General features: G+C 42.7%; 15 protein-coding genes. 3 read left to right on the top strand and 12 right to left on the bottom strand.

Features of this window, described 5'->3' with window-relative positions; all coding sequences use genetic code 11:
• The first annotated feature begins 186 nt into the window (after positions 1-186).
• From EJL91_RS09260 to EJL91_RS09250, 3 genes are all read left to right on the top strand, one after another.
• Entirely contained in the window at positions 187-1,809 is a 1,623-nt protein-coding gene (locus EJL91_RS09260; protein ID WP_125141648.1) for a hypothetical protein, read from the top strand.
• Positions 1,796-2,740 (top strand): tyrosine-type recombinase/integrase, encoded by a 945-nt coding sequence (locus EJL91_RS09255; RefSeq protein ID WP_164516790.1) that lies wholly within the window; start codon positions 1,796-1,798, stop codon positions 2,738-2,740. Before EJL91_RS09260 ends, EJL91_RS09255 begins: the two co-directional genes overlap by 14 nt.
• Positions 2,741-2,857: 117 nt before the next feature.
• A complete protein-coding gene (locus tag EJL91_RS09250; RefSeq protein ID WP_125141646.1) occupies positions 2,858-3,190 on the top strand; it encodes a hypothetical protein in 333 nt (110 codons plus the stop codon).
• 547 nt (positions 3,191-3,737) lie between these two features.
• Here the strand turns inward: EJL91_RS09250 and EJL91_RS09245 are convergent.
• The 12 genes from EJL91_RS09245 to EJL91_RS09190 all read right to left on the bottom strand — a co-directional run bounded on the left by EJL91_RS09245 (position 3,738) and on the right by EJL91_RS09190 (position 15,545).
• Entirely contained in the window at positions 3,738-5,129 is a 1,392-nt protein-coding gene (locus EJL91_RS09245; RefSeq protein WP_164516789.1) for a tyrosine-type recombinase/integrase, read from the bottom strand.
• 38 nt (positions 5,130-5,167) lie between these two features.
• A complete protein-coding gene (locus EJL91_RS09240) occupies positions 5,168-5,395 on the bottom strand; it encodes a hypothetical protein (protein WP_125141644.1) in 228 nt (75 codons plus the stop codon).
• Positions 5,392-5,604 (bottom strand): helix-turn-helix domain-containing protein, encoded by a 213-nt coding sequence (locus EJL91_RS09235; protein ID WP_125141643.1) that lies wholly within the window; start codon positions 5,602-5,604, stop codon positions 5,392-5,394. Before EJL91_RS09235 ends, EJL91_RS09240 begins: the two co-directional genes overlap by 4 nt.
• Before the next feature lie 12 nt (positions 5,605-5,616).
• The gene (locus tag EJL91_RS09230) at positions 5,617-6,111 is read right to left on the bottom strand and encodes a hypothetical protein (protein WP_125141642.1); all 495 of its coding nucleotides are present in this window, start codon (positions 6,109-6,111) and stop codon (positions 5,617-5,619) included.
• Entirely contained in the window at positions 6,096-7,760 is a 1,665-nt protein-coding gene (locus EJL91_RS09225) for a DEAD/DEAH box helicase (RefSeq protein WP_125141641.1), read from the bottom strand. Before EJL91_RS09225 ends, EJL91_RS09230 begins: the two co-directional genes overlap by 16 nt.
• A 124-nt stretch (positions 7,761-7,884) precedes the next feature.
• Positions 7,885-9,174 carry a hypothetical protein gene (locus EJL91_RS09220; protein ID WP_125141640.1) on the bottom strand — a complete coding sequence of 430 codons (1,290 nt, stop codon included), beginning with the start codon at positions 9,172-9,174 and terminating at the stop codon, positions 7,885-7,887.
• Positions 9,175-9,265: 91 nt separating this feature from the next.
• Complete coding sequence (locus EJL91_RS09215) at positions 9,266-10,651, bottom strand: ATP-binding protein (protein WP_243125291.1); 1,386 nt, start codon at positions 10,649-10,651, stop codon at positions 9,266-9,268.
• Positions 10,652-10,863: 212 nt separating this feature from the next.
• Positions 10,864-11,787 carry a DUF5688 family protein gene (locus EJL91_RS09210; RefSeq protein WP_125141639.1) on the bottom strand — a complete coding sequence of 308 codons (924 nt, stop codon included), beginning with the start codon at positions 11,785-11,787 and terminating at the stop codon, positions 10,864-10,866.
• Between the two features lie 56 nt (positions 11,788-11,843).
• The gene (locus EJL91_RS09205; protein WP_243125290.1) at positions 11,844-12,767 is read right to left on the bottom strand and encodes a DNA-methyltransferase; all 924 of its coding nucleotides are present in this window, start codon (positions 12,765-12,767) and stop codon (positions 11,844-11,846) included.
• Positions 12,742-13,680 carry a DUF5688 family protein gene (locus EJL91_RS09200; protein ID WP_125141637.1) on the bottom strand — a complete coding sequence of 313 codons (939 nt, stop codon included), beginning with the start codon at positions 13,678-13,680 and terminating at the stop codon, positions 12,742-12,744. The genes EJL91_RS09205 and EJL91_RS09200 overlap by 26 nt, the downstream gene beginning before the upstream one ends.
• Before the next feature lie 107 nt (positions 13,681-13,787).
• The gene (locus tag EJL91_RS09195; RefSeq protein WP_125141636.1) at positions 13,788-14,588 is read right to left on the bottom strand and encodes a recombinase RecT; all 801 of its coding nucleotides are present in this window, start codon (positions 14,586-14,588) and stop codon (positions 13,788-13,790) included.
• Positions 14,589-14,615: 27 nt separating this feature from the next.
• Complete coding sequence (locus EJL91_RS09190) at positions 14,616-15,545, bottom strand: YqaJ viral recombinase family nuclease (protein WP_125141635.1); 930 nt, start codon at positions 15,543-15,545, stop codon at positions 14,616-14,618.
• Between the last annotated feature and the right edge of the window lie 40 nt (positions 15,546-15,585).

The following is a 15,585-nucleotide window of genomic DNA, read 5'->3' as shown; positions in this document are numbered from 1 at the left end:
GAAACCGGTCCGCTGAGGCCGTCCGAACCGTCCTCCACCTTCTTCTAATAGGTGGTCTCAAAATACACTGAGATACAGTGCTTTTTGCTTGCAAATACAGGCTAAAACGATAGAAATTTTTTCTGGGCAAATGGCCTTTTGCCCGGTTTTTGCAAAACATCAATTTTGAGATACAAGGGGGATATTGTGGCTACTGATAAATATTTAATGAATGCTTTAATTACGAACGAATTCGCTCCTAATGATTGTTCGTTTTGGTTTGATTTTAAGCGTGACAAATTTTTACATAATATCGATACGTTTTACTATAGTGTGAAGTTGTTAAATGATTTCACCGTAAAATCTGAAGATACTGCGGTGCTTCAGTTCCGCAAGGTGACGGAACAGCTACGTGACAAAATGGGGTATAGCGATTCTATTCCTTTTTACCTGAATCCTATCGGTGAGAATATGAATCTGCTTAATTTATCCTATGGCAAATATTATAACGTTTGTCTGGAATGCCCAGAATATTTTCATGTCTTCATTGCGTCAAAGGTTCCGCCCTCGGCTGCTGGTTGTGAATCGGTCACTTGTGAGATTATCGTGCAATTGCGTAGTTACATGCTCTGGATGTATGGTATCCATGCCGCCTTTGAAGAATCTCTGCGATACGTCCAGGCCATTGTGGATCAGTTCGGTTTTGACATCGCGTTTGTCCAGGAGAACCGGATTGATTATTGTTGGCACAGTAATTACCTCGCGAACCCGGAAAAGTTTTTTTCTATCGACAACTTTTATAAAATGCGCGTCGACCGATACCGGGGTGCAAATTACCATACGGCGAAGGTCGGCAGTGAAGATTATGAAATTGATTACGTTTCTCTGGGGAACCGTGGCGGAAAGTGCTTTGTCCGGATTTATCTGAAAAGTAAAGAGGTAGTTGAGCAAGGCTATAAGGCATTCTTTTTTAAGCTCTGGCTATTTAACGGACTGATTAACCGATACGATCTGTACTGTTACGAAAAGGCTTACGTACAGCGGAGCTGGAAGTACATGACAATTGCCCGTCTGGAATATTACATAGAATTTGGTGAGCGTGAAGACTTTAAACGGAGTTGCCGGGCATACATCCAGCAATATGACAAGTCCCGTAATGTCACGGATGCTATGATTGCGTTTGCTGACTTCCTCACGCCTAAGATCCATCTGGTCACCAATGTGGAGTATCAGACTATGAGAAAGGGGACAAAGTCCTACTGTCTGCTACCAGTTGCGGATAACCGGCTTAAGGGGGCTGCAAAGCGGGTTTATGATTACCTTGACAACCGGCCTTTGATTATTAAATATTTGACCCATGATATTTTTCGCATGGTGCAGTCATCCGGTGACAGTAACAAGAGCCGCCGCGATTACTGTGGCTTCTGGGCTGCATTGCGGAATACAAAGCTGGTTGATATGCGGCAGCTTCCGGAGCAGCTCCGCCTCATACGAATGTATAATCGACAACTGAATAAAGATGTAATGAAACGCAGCTTACTGAATAAAGCGATTGTGTTTGGAATTTATACGAAAGGAATTAACAATGATGGAGTGATGCAAGATGCTATGGACGCACTTTTAAAGATGAATGACAATGATTTAATGAATGCACTGAGATATAAAAATAAAAAATCCCGTGAATTCAACCCGAATGAACTCACGGGACTCGTTGAAGAAAATCTCACGCATGATTTTGTTCTCTTTGATAAGTCCTCTGGTGCTTTCTATGATGATAGCACATTCCTAAATGATTTACAAGACGGAGGTGTTTCAGGTGACTATTTATGACGCGTTAAGTGAGTTTTTAAAGTACGGCAGTTCTTATTGGGCACCTCGGACGCTATCATATTACCGGAAAAATATAGGCTACTTTTTGCAGTATTATGGAACCCGATGCACTCCTGAACTTCCCGTCAGTGATTTACCTGAAACGATTTATGCAGAGTATGTTATTTATCTGCGCGCAAAAGAAAAGTATTCCAGCCATCCTTTACGTAGTTTTATGAATGTAAACGGCTGTATTAAGTCTAATACTGTATGCACTTATTCTCGTGCTGTACGGACGTTTTTAAACTGGTTATACAAAAGTGGCTACGTTGCAAAACGGTTAACGGAAGATGTGAAACTTCCCCGTAAGGATGATGATATGATTGTTCCATTACTGGCAAAAGAGGTTGCCGCGATTGATGCTATGTTTGACCGCACAACAAATAATGATCTCCGCAATCTATGTATATTACATTTAATGTTGGATGCTGGTCTTCGCTGCTGCGAAGTGATTGCCCTGACTCCTGGCGACCTGATATTTAATTCCCAGGCAATTACAATCAACCGGTCAAAGTATGATAAATCAAGAGTCGTCCCGATGGCTCCGCCGCTACTTGATATGCTTCAGGACTATGTAAAGGCATTCAAGCCTTCCGGAACCCTGTTTCGTAAAACGACCGAAAACAAAGGTATCACCCAGGATGTAATACGAGCGCTATTTCTTCGAATCAAGCGCAATACAGATATTGAGCGGATCCATCCTCACTTGCTTCGGCATACTTTTGCAACAAGCTATATCATGGGAGGAGGCAACCTGGAGCAGCTCCGGCTCCTGTTGGGACATTGCGATTATAATGTAACCCGGTTATATCTGCATTTAGCCAATCAGTATTTGATATTACATACTGACATTTATCAATTAGATCCATCGTTTTTTAAGACTGGTTATTAGAGTTTGTATCTCATACCCGGCTGGCGTTGGCTCCGGCCGGGAACTGCTGCAGAATAATTTGAGATACAAAAACGGGCTCCGGTTCTGCCGGGGCCTGCAATAGAATGGAGGTATTTCATGTATACTTATGACGAAGCTTATATTATTATAGATAATTTTTATTCATCTGTTTTTTTAATTGGGTTAGCGGTTTTTGGTTCGCTTTTTTGTGTTCTGCTTAAATACTTTGGTGATTATTTTATAACGAAAGAAAAAAATCCAATTTTATTTTATCTTCTTTATTATTTTTTATTGATTGTCTTTCTTGTTATAACGATTCCCGAAATATTGGACGCAGGTAGAGCTTTACCCAGCTATTATAGAGATTTATCATTATTATGTAAATCTTGTGGGTTATCTGTATCAGAAAGTATTGGTAAAGCCCTGTTAAGCCTATTAGGATTACAATAACCATTAGAATGACTCTGATTTTCCAATGAATAGCACTTCGCTGTTCTTTGCCCTCGTAGTCCGTTGTTACTATCCCGGTGGCTTTATATGCAAAGGTATATAGTATTCCGTCGATCAGGTTTGGTATTACCATATAGATGATGGTTCCTATAATTTGTTCCTCTGGGCTGGGAAAGTTTGCCTTTATGGTAAATGTTAGAAGCAGCACTTGGTAAGCTCCCCAAAAGAAAAAGCTTTTGAATCGATTCATTCTCTCCTCCGTACAAAAAAAGCGCCGACCCCGCAGCTCTCTGTCTGCAAAACCAGCACTCTTCAGTGCGCCTTCAGGGACTCGAACCCTGGACAAATAGATTAAGAGTTCTAACTGGGCGTTTTTCTGGTTTTCTTAACGTCTATATAGGTATTTTGGGCCTACAATCGTCTAAGGAATACCAGAATCTTCCGTTGCTTTTCTCTCATATTTGCAGCCAAATTGCAACCGCCTACATGTGGCTACATACTTTAATGCAGCTTCTCTTAGATTAAACACCGTACCTAAAGGAAATCCCTACGCACAAGGTCTTTCTTCTGTGGTAGGGATTTTAATATTGGAACAGTTATCCAAAAGTTTCATAGCTTTCTCCGTCGCATCGGGAAACAACCCGCCGTATATATTCATTGTCACAGACGGATCACTGTGTCCTACGATGGCACTCACTTCCAGAATGCTGATTCCGTCACCGGCTTTTTGGCTTTCCTTTACTAATAACGAGACAAAAGTATGCCTCAGATCATGAAATCTCCTTTTTTCCAGCCCCAATGCGGTCAAGATTCCCTGAAATTCTTTCAGCACCTTCCAAGGACGAAGAAAATTACCGTACTCATCCGCAAAGAGCAGACCTTTGTCATGGTACAGACTACCCGCGGATATTTTCTCCCTCTCTATCTGGGCAATCTGATATTGATAGACTTCCTTCAGATTTTGATTGTAAGGTACTTTTCTCTCCTTTCCGTTTTTCGGCTTTTTTAATTTAGGAATCATAACTTTGTCTGTATTTTCATCCCTGTTCCTAATATAAGCCAGGCTTTTTTTCACAAAGATATAGTCTTTTTCCGGAGCTGCGTAAATTCTTTTTAGTCCCAGACATTCCCCCTCTCTCATCCCACTGTTAACCGCCCAGGCAAACAGGCCTGCAAGACGTGAATGCTTAAATGCATAATCTAGGATAGCTTCTACCTTGTCCATCGGTATCACTCGATGCAGTGCATCTGCTGTATCGCTATCAGCATCTATATCTTCCTGAGCCATATCGATCATAGCTGCTGTTCCTGCTTTAAACGGAGGGATCGATACATGGGGGTTTTTATCAATCAACCCCTTTGTTAAAGCATAACTCAACGTATTACTTATCACAAAGCGGATGTGATTGATGGTCGTAATACTTAACGGTTTAACAGGCAGCTCCGCTTGTCTCTTCTTCTCAGATTTTTTTCTTCCATGAATTCGAGTATATGTATAATACTCTAGCAACTGCTCTTCTGTTATTTCTTTAACAGGTGTCTGCCCTAGAGATGTCCCCCTGACATATACACGGTAATACATTTGGTAATTGTCCGAGGTAGAGATCTGGACACTGGTATCTTTTAGACTGAGGTTTAAAAGGAAAAGAGCATCTAGGGTAGGCCCTTGTGATTTACTTTCTTCCTGCTTCGCTTTCTTTTCCTCTTCCAACTTAAGCGACTCTCGCAAAGCCCGTTCCCACTCCTTTGCATTTTCATTTCTCGCCCGTACTGCTTTTGTCTCAGTTGAGCCCGTGCCGGAAATTCTTTTAGAATAGTCCTCGCCGTTAACCTCAATCGTATATGTTAGCTGCGATACGAACTTTCCTCTTTTTTGATAAATTGTACCCGCTCCATACGTGCTCCGTGATGCCTGCCTTTTATTTTCGATATTTCTCACTTCCTTAATTAGCTGGGGGGGACATTCTGCCCCCATGTTTACGTTTTTTCACGAAAAACCGGCCGATCTAACTCCAGTTCTTTCTCTGTAAAATGAAAGTCGATCAGCTGCTCCAATGCTAGCTCTTCTTCGATAAAATCCTGCGCCTCGTCTAGCGAACTCACCTTTTTAACTTTAAAACCGCGATAATGTGCATACCTACAGGCTTTTTCCCATGAAGAAAATGCGCCCACCATCCCAGTTGATACCACCGCATAGGTTTTCATCTGCTCACCTCCGTTTCTGTGTTGATGTATTCCTCCAGCCGCCTACGGGGGATAACGATCCTTCCACCTATCATCTTTCGTGGAAAAGCGGAATTGTTTTTTAATTCTTTATACATTAAAGATTTAGAAATTCCTAGCACGGCCGCCGCTTGCTGCGGTGAATATACCAGAGTTGGAGCAGATTCTATGTCTATTGTTTTTTCCTGCATTTTTTACCTCCATTAATATTTAGCGCTCTGACAGTTTTTAACGCTTTTGACAGTCTTTCTAAGTTCTCCTATTTTAGGTCTTAAATCCAAAGTGACCGTCACCCCACAAGCAAAATCGAAATATTTAATTTTTTTCAATTTAATTAGCGCTCTTACAGTTTTTTTGCACGCCAAAAGCTGTCCTTGACAAATTTTGAAGTCATATTTTTGATTCTCTTTTAATTCCAGATGGATGGCTCCGTCACTGTAGCAAAAACACGTCCTCCCCTCCTTCAAATCCACCAGAACTCGGCAGCGAATCGGTTTCCAGTATGTAAGTTGACCGATCAATAGTTCCGCCTCCTCGTAACCTTCTCGTACGGAATCAAGACAATTCTCGGCATCTCGAATGTTCCAACAGACGATTATTTCCGACTTTTTTGCTCTTAAAGCTTTGCAGTGACCCTCTGCCGCCTCCCTTGATAAGCTGCAAAAAAAACCTATTTTGCTAATCACGAGATAGTACATCGTTTTTTCTCCTCATTAATTACGTAAATTTTTCGTTCTCCCGTCAATGCATATCCATAACTCATTAATATTTTTTTAATTATTCCCACACCGGGAAGTCGGTCAGTTCGTCCAGAACAAAGTTGCTCCCCCGTTGCAGATTCATGGAGTTCCCGGAATCGTTTCCGAAAACAGTCCCAATGCATACCTGTCATCGGTACATTTATGCCCTTTTGCAAAAACTCTTTTAACTCCTTTTCGGCTACACTTCGATTTTTTAATCGTTGATCACTTTCCGGATTATAGGAGAGACCAAACCATCTTAGTACTTTCTCTATATAACCATCAGGATCTTTCCGAATTCTTTCTATATTATCAGTTAATTCGGTCGAAAAATATTCTAATGCTCTGCCTGCAAAAAAATTAGGGCGATTTTTTCCATCTATTCCTTGGTAGAAAAGGCCCGTGATTTCTTTATTGCCAAATTCCATTAGATAGTTAAATATACGTTCCTCATTTCCAGATGAAAAAACTTTATATGCCATGAGCTTTTTAGTGTAGCTAAACCGTTTTCGATTGAAATACTCTGCTGAATGTCGAACAATCAAAAGCTCGATCCGCGTCTCTCTACTCTTTACCCGAATTCGGCCTGCCTGCTGAACTGCGCGGATTGCTTCAAAACCTGAAATGACCAGATGCATTAAATTTTTATCAAGAAGACTTACCCCATTGTCAATCACGTCCGTCGCTAATAGAACCTGAGTGGAAAACCTCCCTTTCAACAGAACATTTTCAAGTTCCTTTTGATCGTCCTCGTCCATACCATCAGCCGCTACAAAAGCCGCTTTAATGCCTGCGGTGATTAGGTTTGTTTTTAACTCCTTTCCCTGCTCTTTACTATCTGTAAAAATCAGCCATTTCCCAGCGTCTCCGCTCTGTATTTTCGAGCTGATAACCGCTACCAAATCCGAATCTTCTTCTAGAATCACGGGTACAAAGTAGGAAAAGTCTGCCTCTGCACCTCTCAGCTCCAGAACATCTCGTTGAACCCCTCGCCTTACAGGGCCCACGTCTATGTATCGAAAGTCAAGTAGCTTTCTACGCAAATTATCCGAATAATCCTCGTATAAATCTCTGATTTGCTCAAGCTCTAAGATTAAGTTTCTTACCGGAGCCAACGTTGCTGATATATATATCCGAACTGCTCTTGGAAACGCCGCTGGTAGTCGATTTAAATATGCGGTTTTAGCAGAAAATATCGAATCTCGGATCAAGTAGTGAATCTCATCAAAGGCCACAAAATCAAAATCTTTTGCCCTCATGCTTCCAATCCTCATCTCCGGCGAGGAACCCTGATTCCACCGAAATAGTTCTTGCAGATACTGGTAGGACGCTATAATAAGATTATCAAATTCCAGGTACCCTTGTTCAACTATCGGAACTTCCATGGGTAGTCCCATCTTTTTGAAAATTTCTTTTTTTAACTGTCCGCGCAGTGCCGAGCGATTTACCACCACCAGCAATTGTTGCCCCTGGACGCGGCAATGTAGCCATAACTCGTTCAGACAAAATGACGTTTTTCCCGACCCTACTGGTGCTGACAGCAAAATAACCGTTCCAGGGCTTGCCCTGATTATGCTATCTTTTATTTCTTTTTTTATATAGTTCATTTGTATCCCTCCTGTGTTTTTAATTTTTAACAGTGTAACACGAAAAAATCGCTAGAACACACGTTGCAATTTGCAACAAAAAAGCTACCGCAACTCTAATGAGTCTCTCGGCAGCCCTGTTTTTTTACTTCTGTTGGTGGTATATCTCATAGGATCTTTTTATGGCCTCCGCCTGCAAAACTGCAAAACGCCACTGTGGATCTCCGCTATTGTAGGTTCTTTTTCTAGGATAATTCAGGAGCATCTGATTCATATTCATTAGTCCCACCTTATTGTAAATGATACTCGATGTCTTTAACTCTTCCTCATTTTTACGGTATTTCTCTTGTTCATCCTTCAGTATTTCCTCTTTATTTTCGTTCTCAATGCCCAATATTTCAACGAGTTCAATTTTATAAATATCAAACTGGATTCTTCGGCTTTTTATAAGATCATAAAAACCTTGAAGCATCGTTTGATAATTACTATTGATCCTGTCAATTACCCGTCTTAACTCCCCCAGAAGTCTTTCTATCATCTTCTTATTATATAAGTCATTATCTGCCCCACTCCAATAGGGAGATTCATCGTCAACGTAAGGATTACTCTCTAGAAATATGCATATAAGATCCGCTAATGCCATCCTAATATTTACTGGCCTACATTTTATCAGTAATTTTAAAATTGGAATATAAACAGACTCATTCGTTTTTTTATCGTAATATCCCCTCGCTAATGGGAATAAACTCAATACAGTACTTATCCCAAGCATTTTTTCAATTAACCATTTGTCATTGTCTGTCAGAATGATGTCTTTTTCTCTACACGTTATAGTTTTCATTATATTTCCGAAACAGCGGCTATTAGCATATACCCGATTACTCTTACCGTTTTTGAAACATTCTATCGAATCGGCGTCTTTAAATATTGCTTTCCAAGTATAGGCACAAAAATCGGCATATTTATTCTCAGGTAGTTTAAACGGAAGTGTATATCTTGACTCCTCTTCTGTTGCAATGTCATAAGTATCGTCAAATCTCTTTGTTTCCGTTTCGAGGGCGCATCTACAATCAACACTAACATTGTAAGTCAAGCTCATTCGTAAGTCTTCATAGTAGAGGGATACATTATTCGCGTAAAGTAAAAGATTTTCCCAAAATATATTTATGTCTTTTTTCCATATTTTCTTTACGATCTCTTCCTTCGATAAAAACGTGTTCGCCTCATAGAACACGTCAATATCAAAAGAAGACAAAACAATCGCGTTATTATATGTAATATGCGGAACATCCTTAAGAAGAACCGGCTCCATTATTATCTCAAAAATATCTTCAAAGGATAGCTGTTCGCTTGTTACTGCCTTGTCTATTTTTACTTTCAATTCTGTATTCACTTCTGTCGAATTGCCAAAGATTAAATCTCCATATCTTTTCACAATTACCCTCCTAAAAACAATAGAAGTCACGCTCTGCGAACTTTCTATTGCCTTGAATAAACGGGACACAATAAATTATGTCCCGTTTCTATTATCTTTTGTAATCAAATCCTACCCGGCCTGCCAAATAGATCGGAACCGTAACCATCCGCTCCGCCACGCCCCCGTAAGTATCACCCTTCAGAAAATACACCGCTTCTACCCGGCCGTCCTTCAACAGCATCTGAGCCGTCTTCCCAGCCGATTTTCCCGCCTTTACCTCGACGGCATATATCTTCTCATTCTGCGTGTTATTAACCAGAAAATCAATCTCTCCTGTTTTATAGGTTCCGAACATCGGAGCCATACCCGATATCTCCACCCGTCTGGCTCTTTTGAACAAATCCAGATAGACAAAGTTCTCACTCAAATATCCAGAAACCGCCGCCCCTGTAACGCCTCCCGTTTTCAGGAAATATCGGGCTACTCCTAAATCCCGGAAATAAAAACGCACATCAGCCCTCGTATCGGCCGGATTACACTCAACTGCTTTCCCACAAAAGCCTATAATGTCTGATCGGTACAGCCATGCCGTGGCATAGTTCACGCTGGTTTTTGTCGCCTTATTGCTATCTTCTTTATAAATAATCTCCGACAGCTCTTTTACCAGATTATCATATCCCTTTTTCTCACGGACCGACAGCTGTGCAATTGCAGGAAACAGCTGCTCAAACAGGTTCATCTCTAATATGTTTCCGAAATAATGCAATGACTCTTCCACAAAAATCCGTATGACCTGCGAAAGTACTTCTCTACACTCATCCAGATTCCCTGTCTCCAAGTACCGGGTCACTACCGCCGGGTAGCCTCCTATCTCACAGTATATTTCGTAATATGCTTTTAACTCATCGTAATCTGCGTGAGCCCCCGAGCCATATAAATCAATCGTTTCATAAAGTTCACGCTTTCCAATGGCATCCAGGAATTCTTCATACGAAAGAGTCTCCATCATCAAATCTTCCGTATCACCGGCCGGAAGAAAATATCCTTTTTGCAGCGTTTTTCCCAGGTAGCTGCCCGTTACAACAAAATGGCAGATAAACTCTCTGGAAAACTGACGGATTAAAGAAAATACCTTCGCGGATTCCTGAATTTCATCGACCACCACAATTGTGTCCATATCGTCTACAAATGTCGGATCAAACAATTGTAACGCCCGATGCAGCGGCTTTTCAATACGTGGTTCTCCCGGGGTCCATGCCGTGGCCTGTGCAAGACACATCAAAAAATCCTCTCCTGTAGACTGTGCCATGTTGATGTAAAAGAACCGCTTATAATTCTCTCTCGCAAATTTATCCAGAATAAAAGTCTTACCGGTCTGGCGTGCCCCCTTCAATTCCAGGACTTTTCCGCTGTTCCTCTTCTTCCACTTTATCAGTTCACTGTAAATGTCCCGCTTAAGTTCCATGCTAATCACCACATTTCTATCATATTTCATTCTTCCAGCTTCTTCATTATATCATACCCCGATCTTGAAGCAAATTCTTTTTGTCCAATAAGGTCTGCAAATATTTTGACACTTTTATTTGCAGACCTTTTAGGCCGCCCCAAGGGAGGCCGGTTTTAAATCCTGCGAGCTCTAATGCTTTGCGAACTCAAGTATAATGGCTACCGCCTGCTCCTTATATCGGTATATTCTTATCATCCTGCTTAGCAAATGGTAAGCCGCCCTTTTTCACGCTCATACCGATAAAGCGAATTTGTCAGCCGCTCCTCCCGCCAGTTCTCTCTATTAAATCCTCTCATAGCTGCCTTTTTTAAATAGGCCGCATAGAATTCTTTTTCCTCCGGCAGCAAAAACACTTCATGGGCGCTATGCGGAAGAATCAAAAGAGAATTGTACCCCTTTTCTTCACAGAAACGCCGGAGCAGGTTATCATATAAGAGACAGGAAGCTCCATAGATCCCCTGTTCGCTGGACAGCAGATACAGCGGCAGCACCTCTTTGCTTTCTTCCGTGAATCTTTCCCGTCTTGCCAGTTCCTCTTGATCTGTTTCCACATTTTTTCTACCGGGATGTGAGTCTTCCCACTCACTGATATGCCGAATGCAGGCTGGCAGCAATGTCGGTGTATTTTCTCTTGCCAGTGTCCAAATCTGCTGTTCCGTAATCCCCCAAAACCGTAAATGTTCCCATCGGATCAGGGCCGTCCACACGTTTTCCTCCTCATCTGTCAAATATATATAACTTACAATTGACCAATCCAGAAAATTGAAGTGCGGCACTTCCTCTAACAGCTCCTTATTCTCCCTGGTCGAGATGATACGCTGTGCGATTCTGTGCTTTATGGTTGAAAAATCCCCTGGATCCCACATTCCCTTATTAAAAGAACGTTCTTTGTAAAAAAGCGCAACAATCAAGTCCGCCGCTTTTCCGACCGTCCTTTCTGAGCAGCTTGCCCAAGCAGGGACTTCCACCGTTAAAGAGACTGGTGCTCCCTTTTTTCTGAGAATCAGACCTTGCATATAAAAACCGGCTGTATTTCTCAAGTTTCCCAAATCCACATCATAAGTAGTACCCAGTCGCTTCTTTACCTCCTCCTGTACTTTTAAAACCCATTCCGTTTCATTCATCTTCCTGTTCTCCTCTCCTATTTTGGGGAAATCCGCCTTGTCACGCCCTATAAGGCTTAGGCCGCCCCTTTTGTCAACGGAGGAATCACCTCTGTCAGTTCACGGGATTTAGAAATGATTCCACAGACACGTCCTCTAAGCCTGGCAGCCTGATCCGGGTCTTTTTCGATTAAAATACAGCTTCTTCCCATTCCAAGCGCTGCAACTCCGATCGCACCGCTGCCAGAAAATTGATCCAGTACGATTTCCCCAGGAAGTGTCAGATAGGAGAGAATCTCCTGGCACAATGTCACCGGAAGTTCTCCCTGACAGATTTTTTTCTTCTTCGGAACCGGTGCAACATCAAATATGGCTGGCAGCATTCCTCTTGCTCCACTCATGTAAACCTGCCCTCCCTCCCGTTTTATCCGTTTCGCATCAGGCCTGAGATTTCTGGCTTTTCCTTTGGAGAGTATCAGAATGTCCTGCATATTTTTAGCTTTTCTCCCTGTGTTGCTGACAAATCCGTTTTTCCTCCATGGCACTTTACAATAATAGAGAAAGCCGGCTGCCTTCGCCATCTGCTTAAGTTGATATAAATACTCATAGTTACTCTCATTCTCCTCGGGAAGCACTTCTGCCAGGAAGCAGCCTGCTTTCAGAACACGTGCTTTTTCATGAAAGTCCGCTTCAGTGTAACGGAAACAGTCAAAGTCGGCAAAAGATCGGTTTCCGCCTTTATTGGAAGCCATGTCTTCCCAGGGATGATCGGTCACAATTGCTTCAATGGACTGATCCGACAGCATGTCCAGGCTTCTTCCATCCCGCTCCAGAATGACACAAACCACACCATTGTCCTCCATAAGGTGCAGATGCCTGTGAACCTGTCTTAAGGATTCTCCCCGCCTCCATGGCTCCCCCATCTTTTGTTCTTCCCACTCCCTTAAAGCAAACCATGCTTTCCCTGCAAAGCAATTACTGATACCTCGCCCCTGCTCCATTTTCTTTACCTCCTGAATTTTCATTGCTTTTAAAAAATGTCACCTGCTCTGTCTTTCTGTCATACTGATAAATCCGGTATGACAAAATATCCTCCGCAGCAACATCATCATCGTTGATCTCACGAACGATCGCTTCAAAATCCATCTCATCGATCAGATCCGTCATTGGAACCAACAGTACCTCGTGGATACTGGATGGAATGATCAGAAGATCCGAGTCCAGCTTATCAGCTGCCTCCTTCAGCGCATCCGGGTATAAAAGGGCTGCTGCTCCACATACTTCAGTCTGATTCGTTAATACATACATTTTCGGTTCCCGTATAAGAGGTTCATCCTCCAGTTCCGGAAGACCAATCACATCACAGATATGACGGAACTGGAGCGGTAACAGCCTGGGCGTATTTTCTACAGACAGAGGATAGAGAATCTCCGGGGCGCTCCCCCAGTTCTGCAGGTGACGGTTATCGATTAAGCAGTTCATCTGACAGTCTTCCCCTGACCAGAGCTGTAATGAAAACACAATTGCAAGATCTAAAAACGGGATGTATGGGACCTGTGTCAGCAGATCGTGATTCAAATCTGCATTTATTAATCGGTATACCACCCGCTCTCTCATTAGAGTGAAATCCAAAAGCTGCGCTGCAGTATACGGCACGGAATTTTTTTCACTCTCGTAATACGACAAAAATTCCGAAGAGATTCTCTGCATCCCGTCCCCTCTACAAAACAAATCCCAATACGGGGCTAAAGAAATTGTGGTTTCCTGTTCTTCTTCCCATTGCTGAATCAAGATGCAGTCTTGCTTCACCCCGTTATTTTTCATTACCGTATCAAACTTGATCCGGTACTTCGGCCCAAGCCATCGCTCCAATTCTTTTTTCAGTTCCTTTTTAAATTCTTCATATCTCTCCATCTCTTTTTCCTTTCTGGTTTTTGCGCCTCGTTAAAATTATTTAAGCCTAAAGTATCAATGGCAATTAAAATTCCCTATGGTGTATTTACCATAGGGAAAACATTTATCTATGCCGCCTCCTCAAACTCTCCATCTATCAGATCCTCGTTTCGTACTTCTGACATGTCAATTGACAGTTCCGTTTTAATGGATTCATCCATCGAAATAGCTTTCTGGAAATCTGACTTTACCGGACCGTACTTTAATGCCTTTTTAATAATGGTTTTCTTGGCCATCTCCTCATATTGACTATTCCACGGGCTGTATTTAGAATTGATCGACTGGGAATACTGCTTTGCAAACGCGTCCATGGCAGCACGGTTCATCACCTCAAATCCAAACCCGCCGTTGATCATCTTAAACAGCCCGTAAAAATATGTAATTTCGCCCCGTTCCCCCTCTCCCGGCCGATGAACCAGTTTTGGGGTTAAACCATATTCATACTCAAAATAGTCAAATTCGTGTACGGCCTGCGCCTGTATCATTTGAACCTGCCCGGTTCGGTAAGCCAGATCAATATACCCCTTATAGCCGATCTGGAACTGGCACTCCAACTGGTTCTTATTTTTATAAGGTATTAAATAAGCCTGGCCCAACGGAGTATTCGGTTCCAGGCCAAGCTGCGCCGCATTCATCAATGCCGCAATAAAACTCATAGGGCTGCACTCGGCTAACTTCGGCGTATTGTTAATAGCCGACAGTGCCATTCTGGTGAAGCGTTCCGGGGTCAAAACCGAAGGAAGCGCCCTCTTAATCTCCGGCTCCAGCACCTTCACCATGTCGGGAATACTCATATTTTTATTCAGGCGGATCTCCTGCTTACCCGTATTTCCCGCTTTCCTGGCAAGTTCCTCTTTTACATCTGTCATCCCGCTTTTCCTCTCTGTTCTTAAATACTACGCCGCCCGGACGGTGAATCTACGCATCGCATTTCCCACAGAATACTTCCGATAGATCTCCGGTTCCTCTATCTTCAGACGCTTTGTGTCCAGTTTGGCAGTCTCTACATTGCTCCAGTTGACCCGGTAAAGGTTCCCAACCGCTGTTTCATTCTCTTTCATATATAGTTTTACTTCCTGCTCGATCTGTTTTTGCTCTGTCTGAAGGCGTTTAGTCAGTTCCAATATCTCCTCCCGGCGCTTTAACTGTTGATTCAAGGCTTCTGGAAGCAGAATTGTCTGTCGGTTTGCAGACGGATAATATTTCTTCAAGATCTCCTCGCAGCTCTCGGAACCATCCGGTTCCGGCATTACACCGGCCAATACATGGTTATTCCAGAAATCCGACTCGATCTGAATCAGATTTTCTATCATTTCATCATCCCTCAGAATTTTCCGGTACTGAAATTCCCTGCCGAGAATTACCACAGCCAGATACCAGGCATCCGAACCTGTCACGGCCATGTAGTGGAAACATTGAATCAGGTAGTGCGCCGGAATCGCTCCATCCTTCCATCTGGCCAGCTGATAGGAATTGGCCGTCTTGCACTCTAAACCGGCTCGCTCCCCTGCTACCATCCGATCGACATTGGACAACATAAATGGATGTGCCTCGCTCTGGAATATTGCATTGGCCCGCCTCTCTCTTTTTCCGGTCGCCTCCATAAATCGTCTTGCTACATAATCCTCCAGATCCCGTCCCTGGCGCATGGCCTCGTTGTCTGTCTCTTCTGTGTCCTCCCGGATTTTATCATAGTAGACACTCATTGGACTGGCATAAGGATTCAGACCGCAGATCGCGCCGGCATCAGAGCCGCCTAGCCCTTGTTTTCGATATTTCAGCCACTCCTCATGAGATAAATTGAGCGTCGATACCAACTTCTTCATCACGCGTTCCTCCTCGTTGAAATTCTTCTATGCTTCTATG

The organism is Clostridium transplantifaecale, assembly GCF_900626075.1.
GTDB lineage: Bacteria > Bacillota > Clostridia > Lachnospirales > Lachnospiraceae > Otoolea > Otoolea transplantifaecalis.
This window is presented reverse-complemented; position numbering and strand designations above follow the sequence as displayed.

What these genes read in the sequence shown, in the direction of transcription:
- EJL91_RS09200 (WP_125141637.1), bottom strand. Translation starts at nt 13,680, where the DNA reads ATGGAGAGATATGAAGAATTTAAAAAGGAACTGAAAAAAGAATTGGAG.
- EJL91_RS09210 (WP_125141639.1), bottom strand. Translation starts at nt 11,787, where the DNA reads ATGAATGAAACGGAATGGGTTTTAAAAGTACAGGAGGAGGTAAAGAAG.
- EJL91_RS09205 (WP_243125290.1), bottom strand. Translation starts at nt 12,767, where the DNA reads ATGGAGCAGGGGCGAGGTATCAGTAATTGCTTTGCAGGGAAAGCATGG.
- EJL91_RS09225 (WP_125141641.1), bottom strand. Translation starts at nt 7,760, where the DNA reads ATGAACTATATAAAAAAAGAAATAAAAGATAGCATAATCAGGGCAAGC.
- EJL91_RS09190 (WP_125141635.1), bottom strand. Translation starts at nt 15,545, where the DNA reads ATGAAGAAGTTGGTATCGACGCTCAATTTATCTCATGAGGAGTGGCTG.
- EJL91_RS09240 (WP_125141644.1), bottom strand. Translation starts at nt 5,395, where the DNA reads ATGAAAACCTATGCGGTGGTATCAACTGGGATGGTGGGCGCATTTTCT.
- EJL91_RS09195 (WP_125141636.1), bottom strand. Translation starts at nt 14,588, where the DNA reads ATGACAGATGTAAAAGAGGAACTTGCCAGGAAAGCGGGAAATACGGGT.
- EJL91_RS09230 (WP_125141642.1), bottom strand. Translation starts at nt 6,111, where the DNA reads ATGTACTATCTCGTGATTAGCAAAATAGGTTTTTTTTGCAGCTTATCA.
- EJL91_RS09250 (WP_125141646.1), top strand. Translation starts at nt 2,858, where the DNA reads ATGTATACTTATGACGAAGCTTATATTATTATAGATAATTTTTATTCA.
- EJL91_RS09215 (WP_243125291.1), bottom strand. Translation starts at nt 10,651, where the DNA reads ATGAAATATGATAGAAATGTGGTGATTAGCATGGAACTTAAGCGGGAC.
- EJL91_RS09235 (WP_125141643.1), bottom strand. Translation starts at nt 5,604, where the DNA reads ATGCAGGAAAAAACAATAGACATAGAATCTGCTCCAACTCTGGTATAT.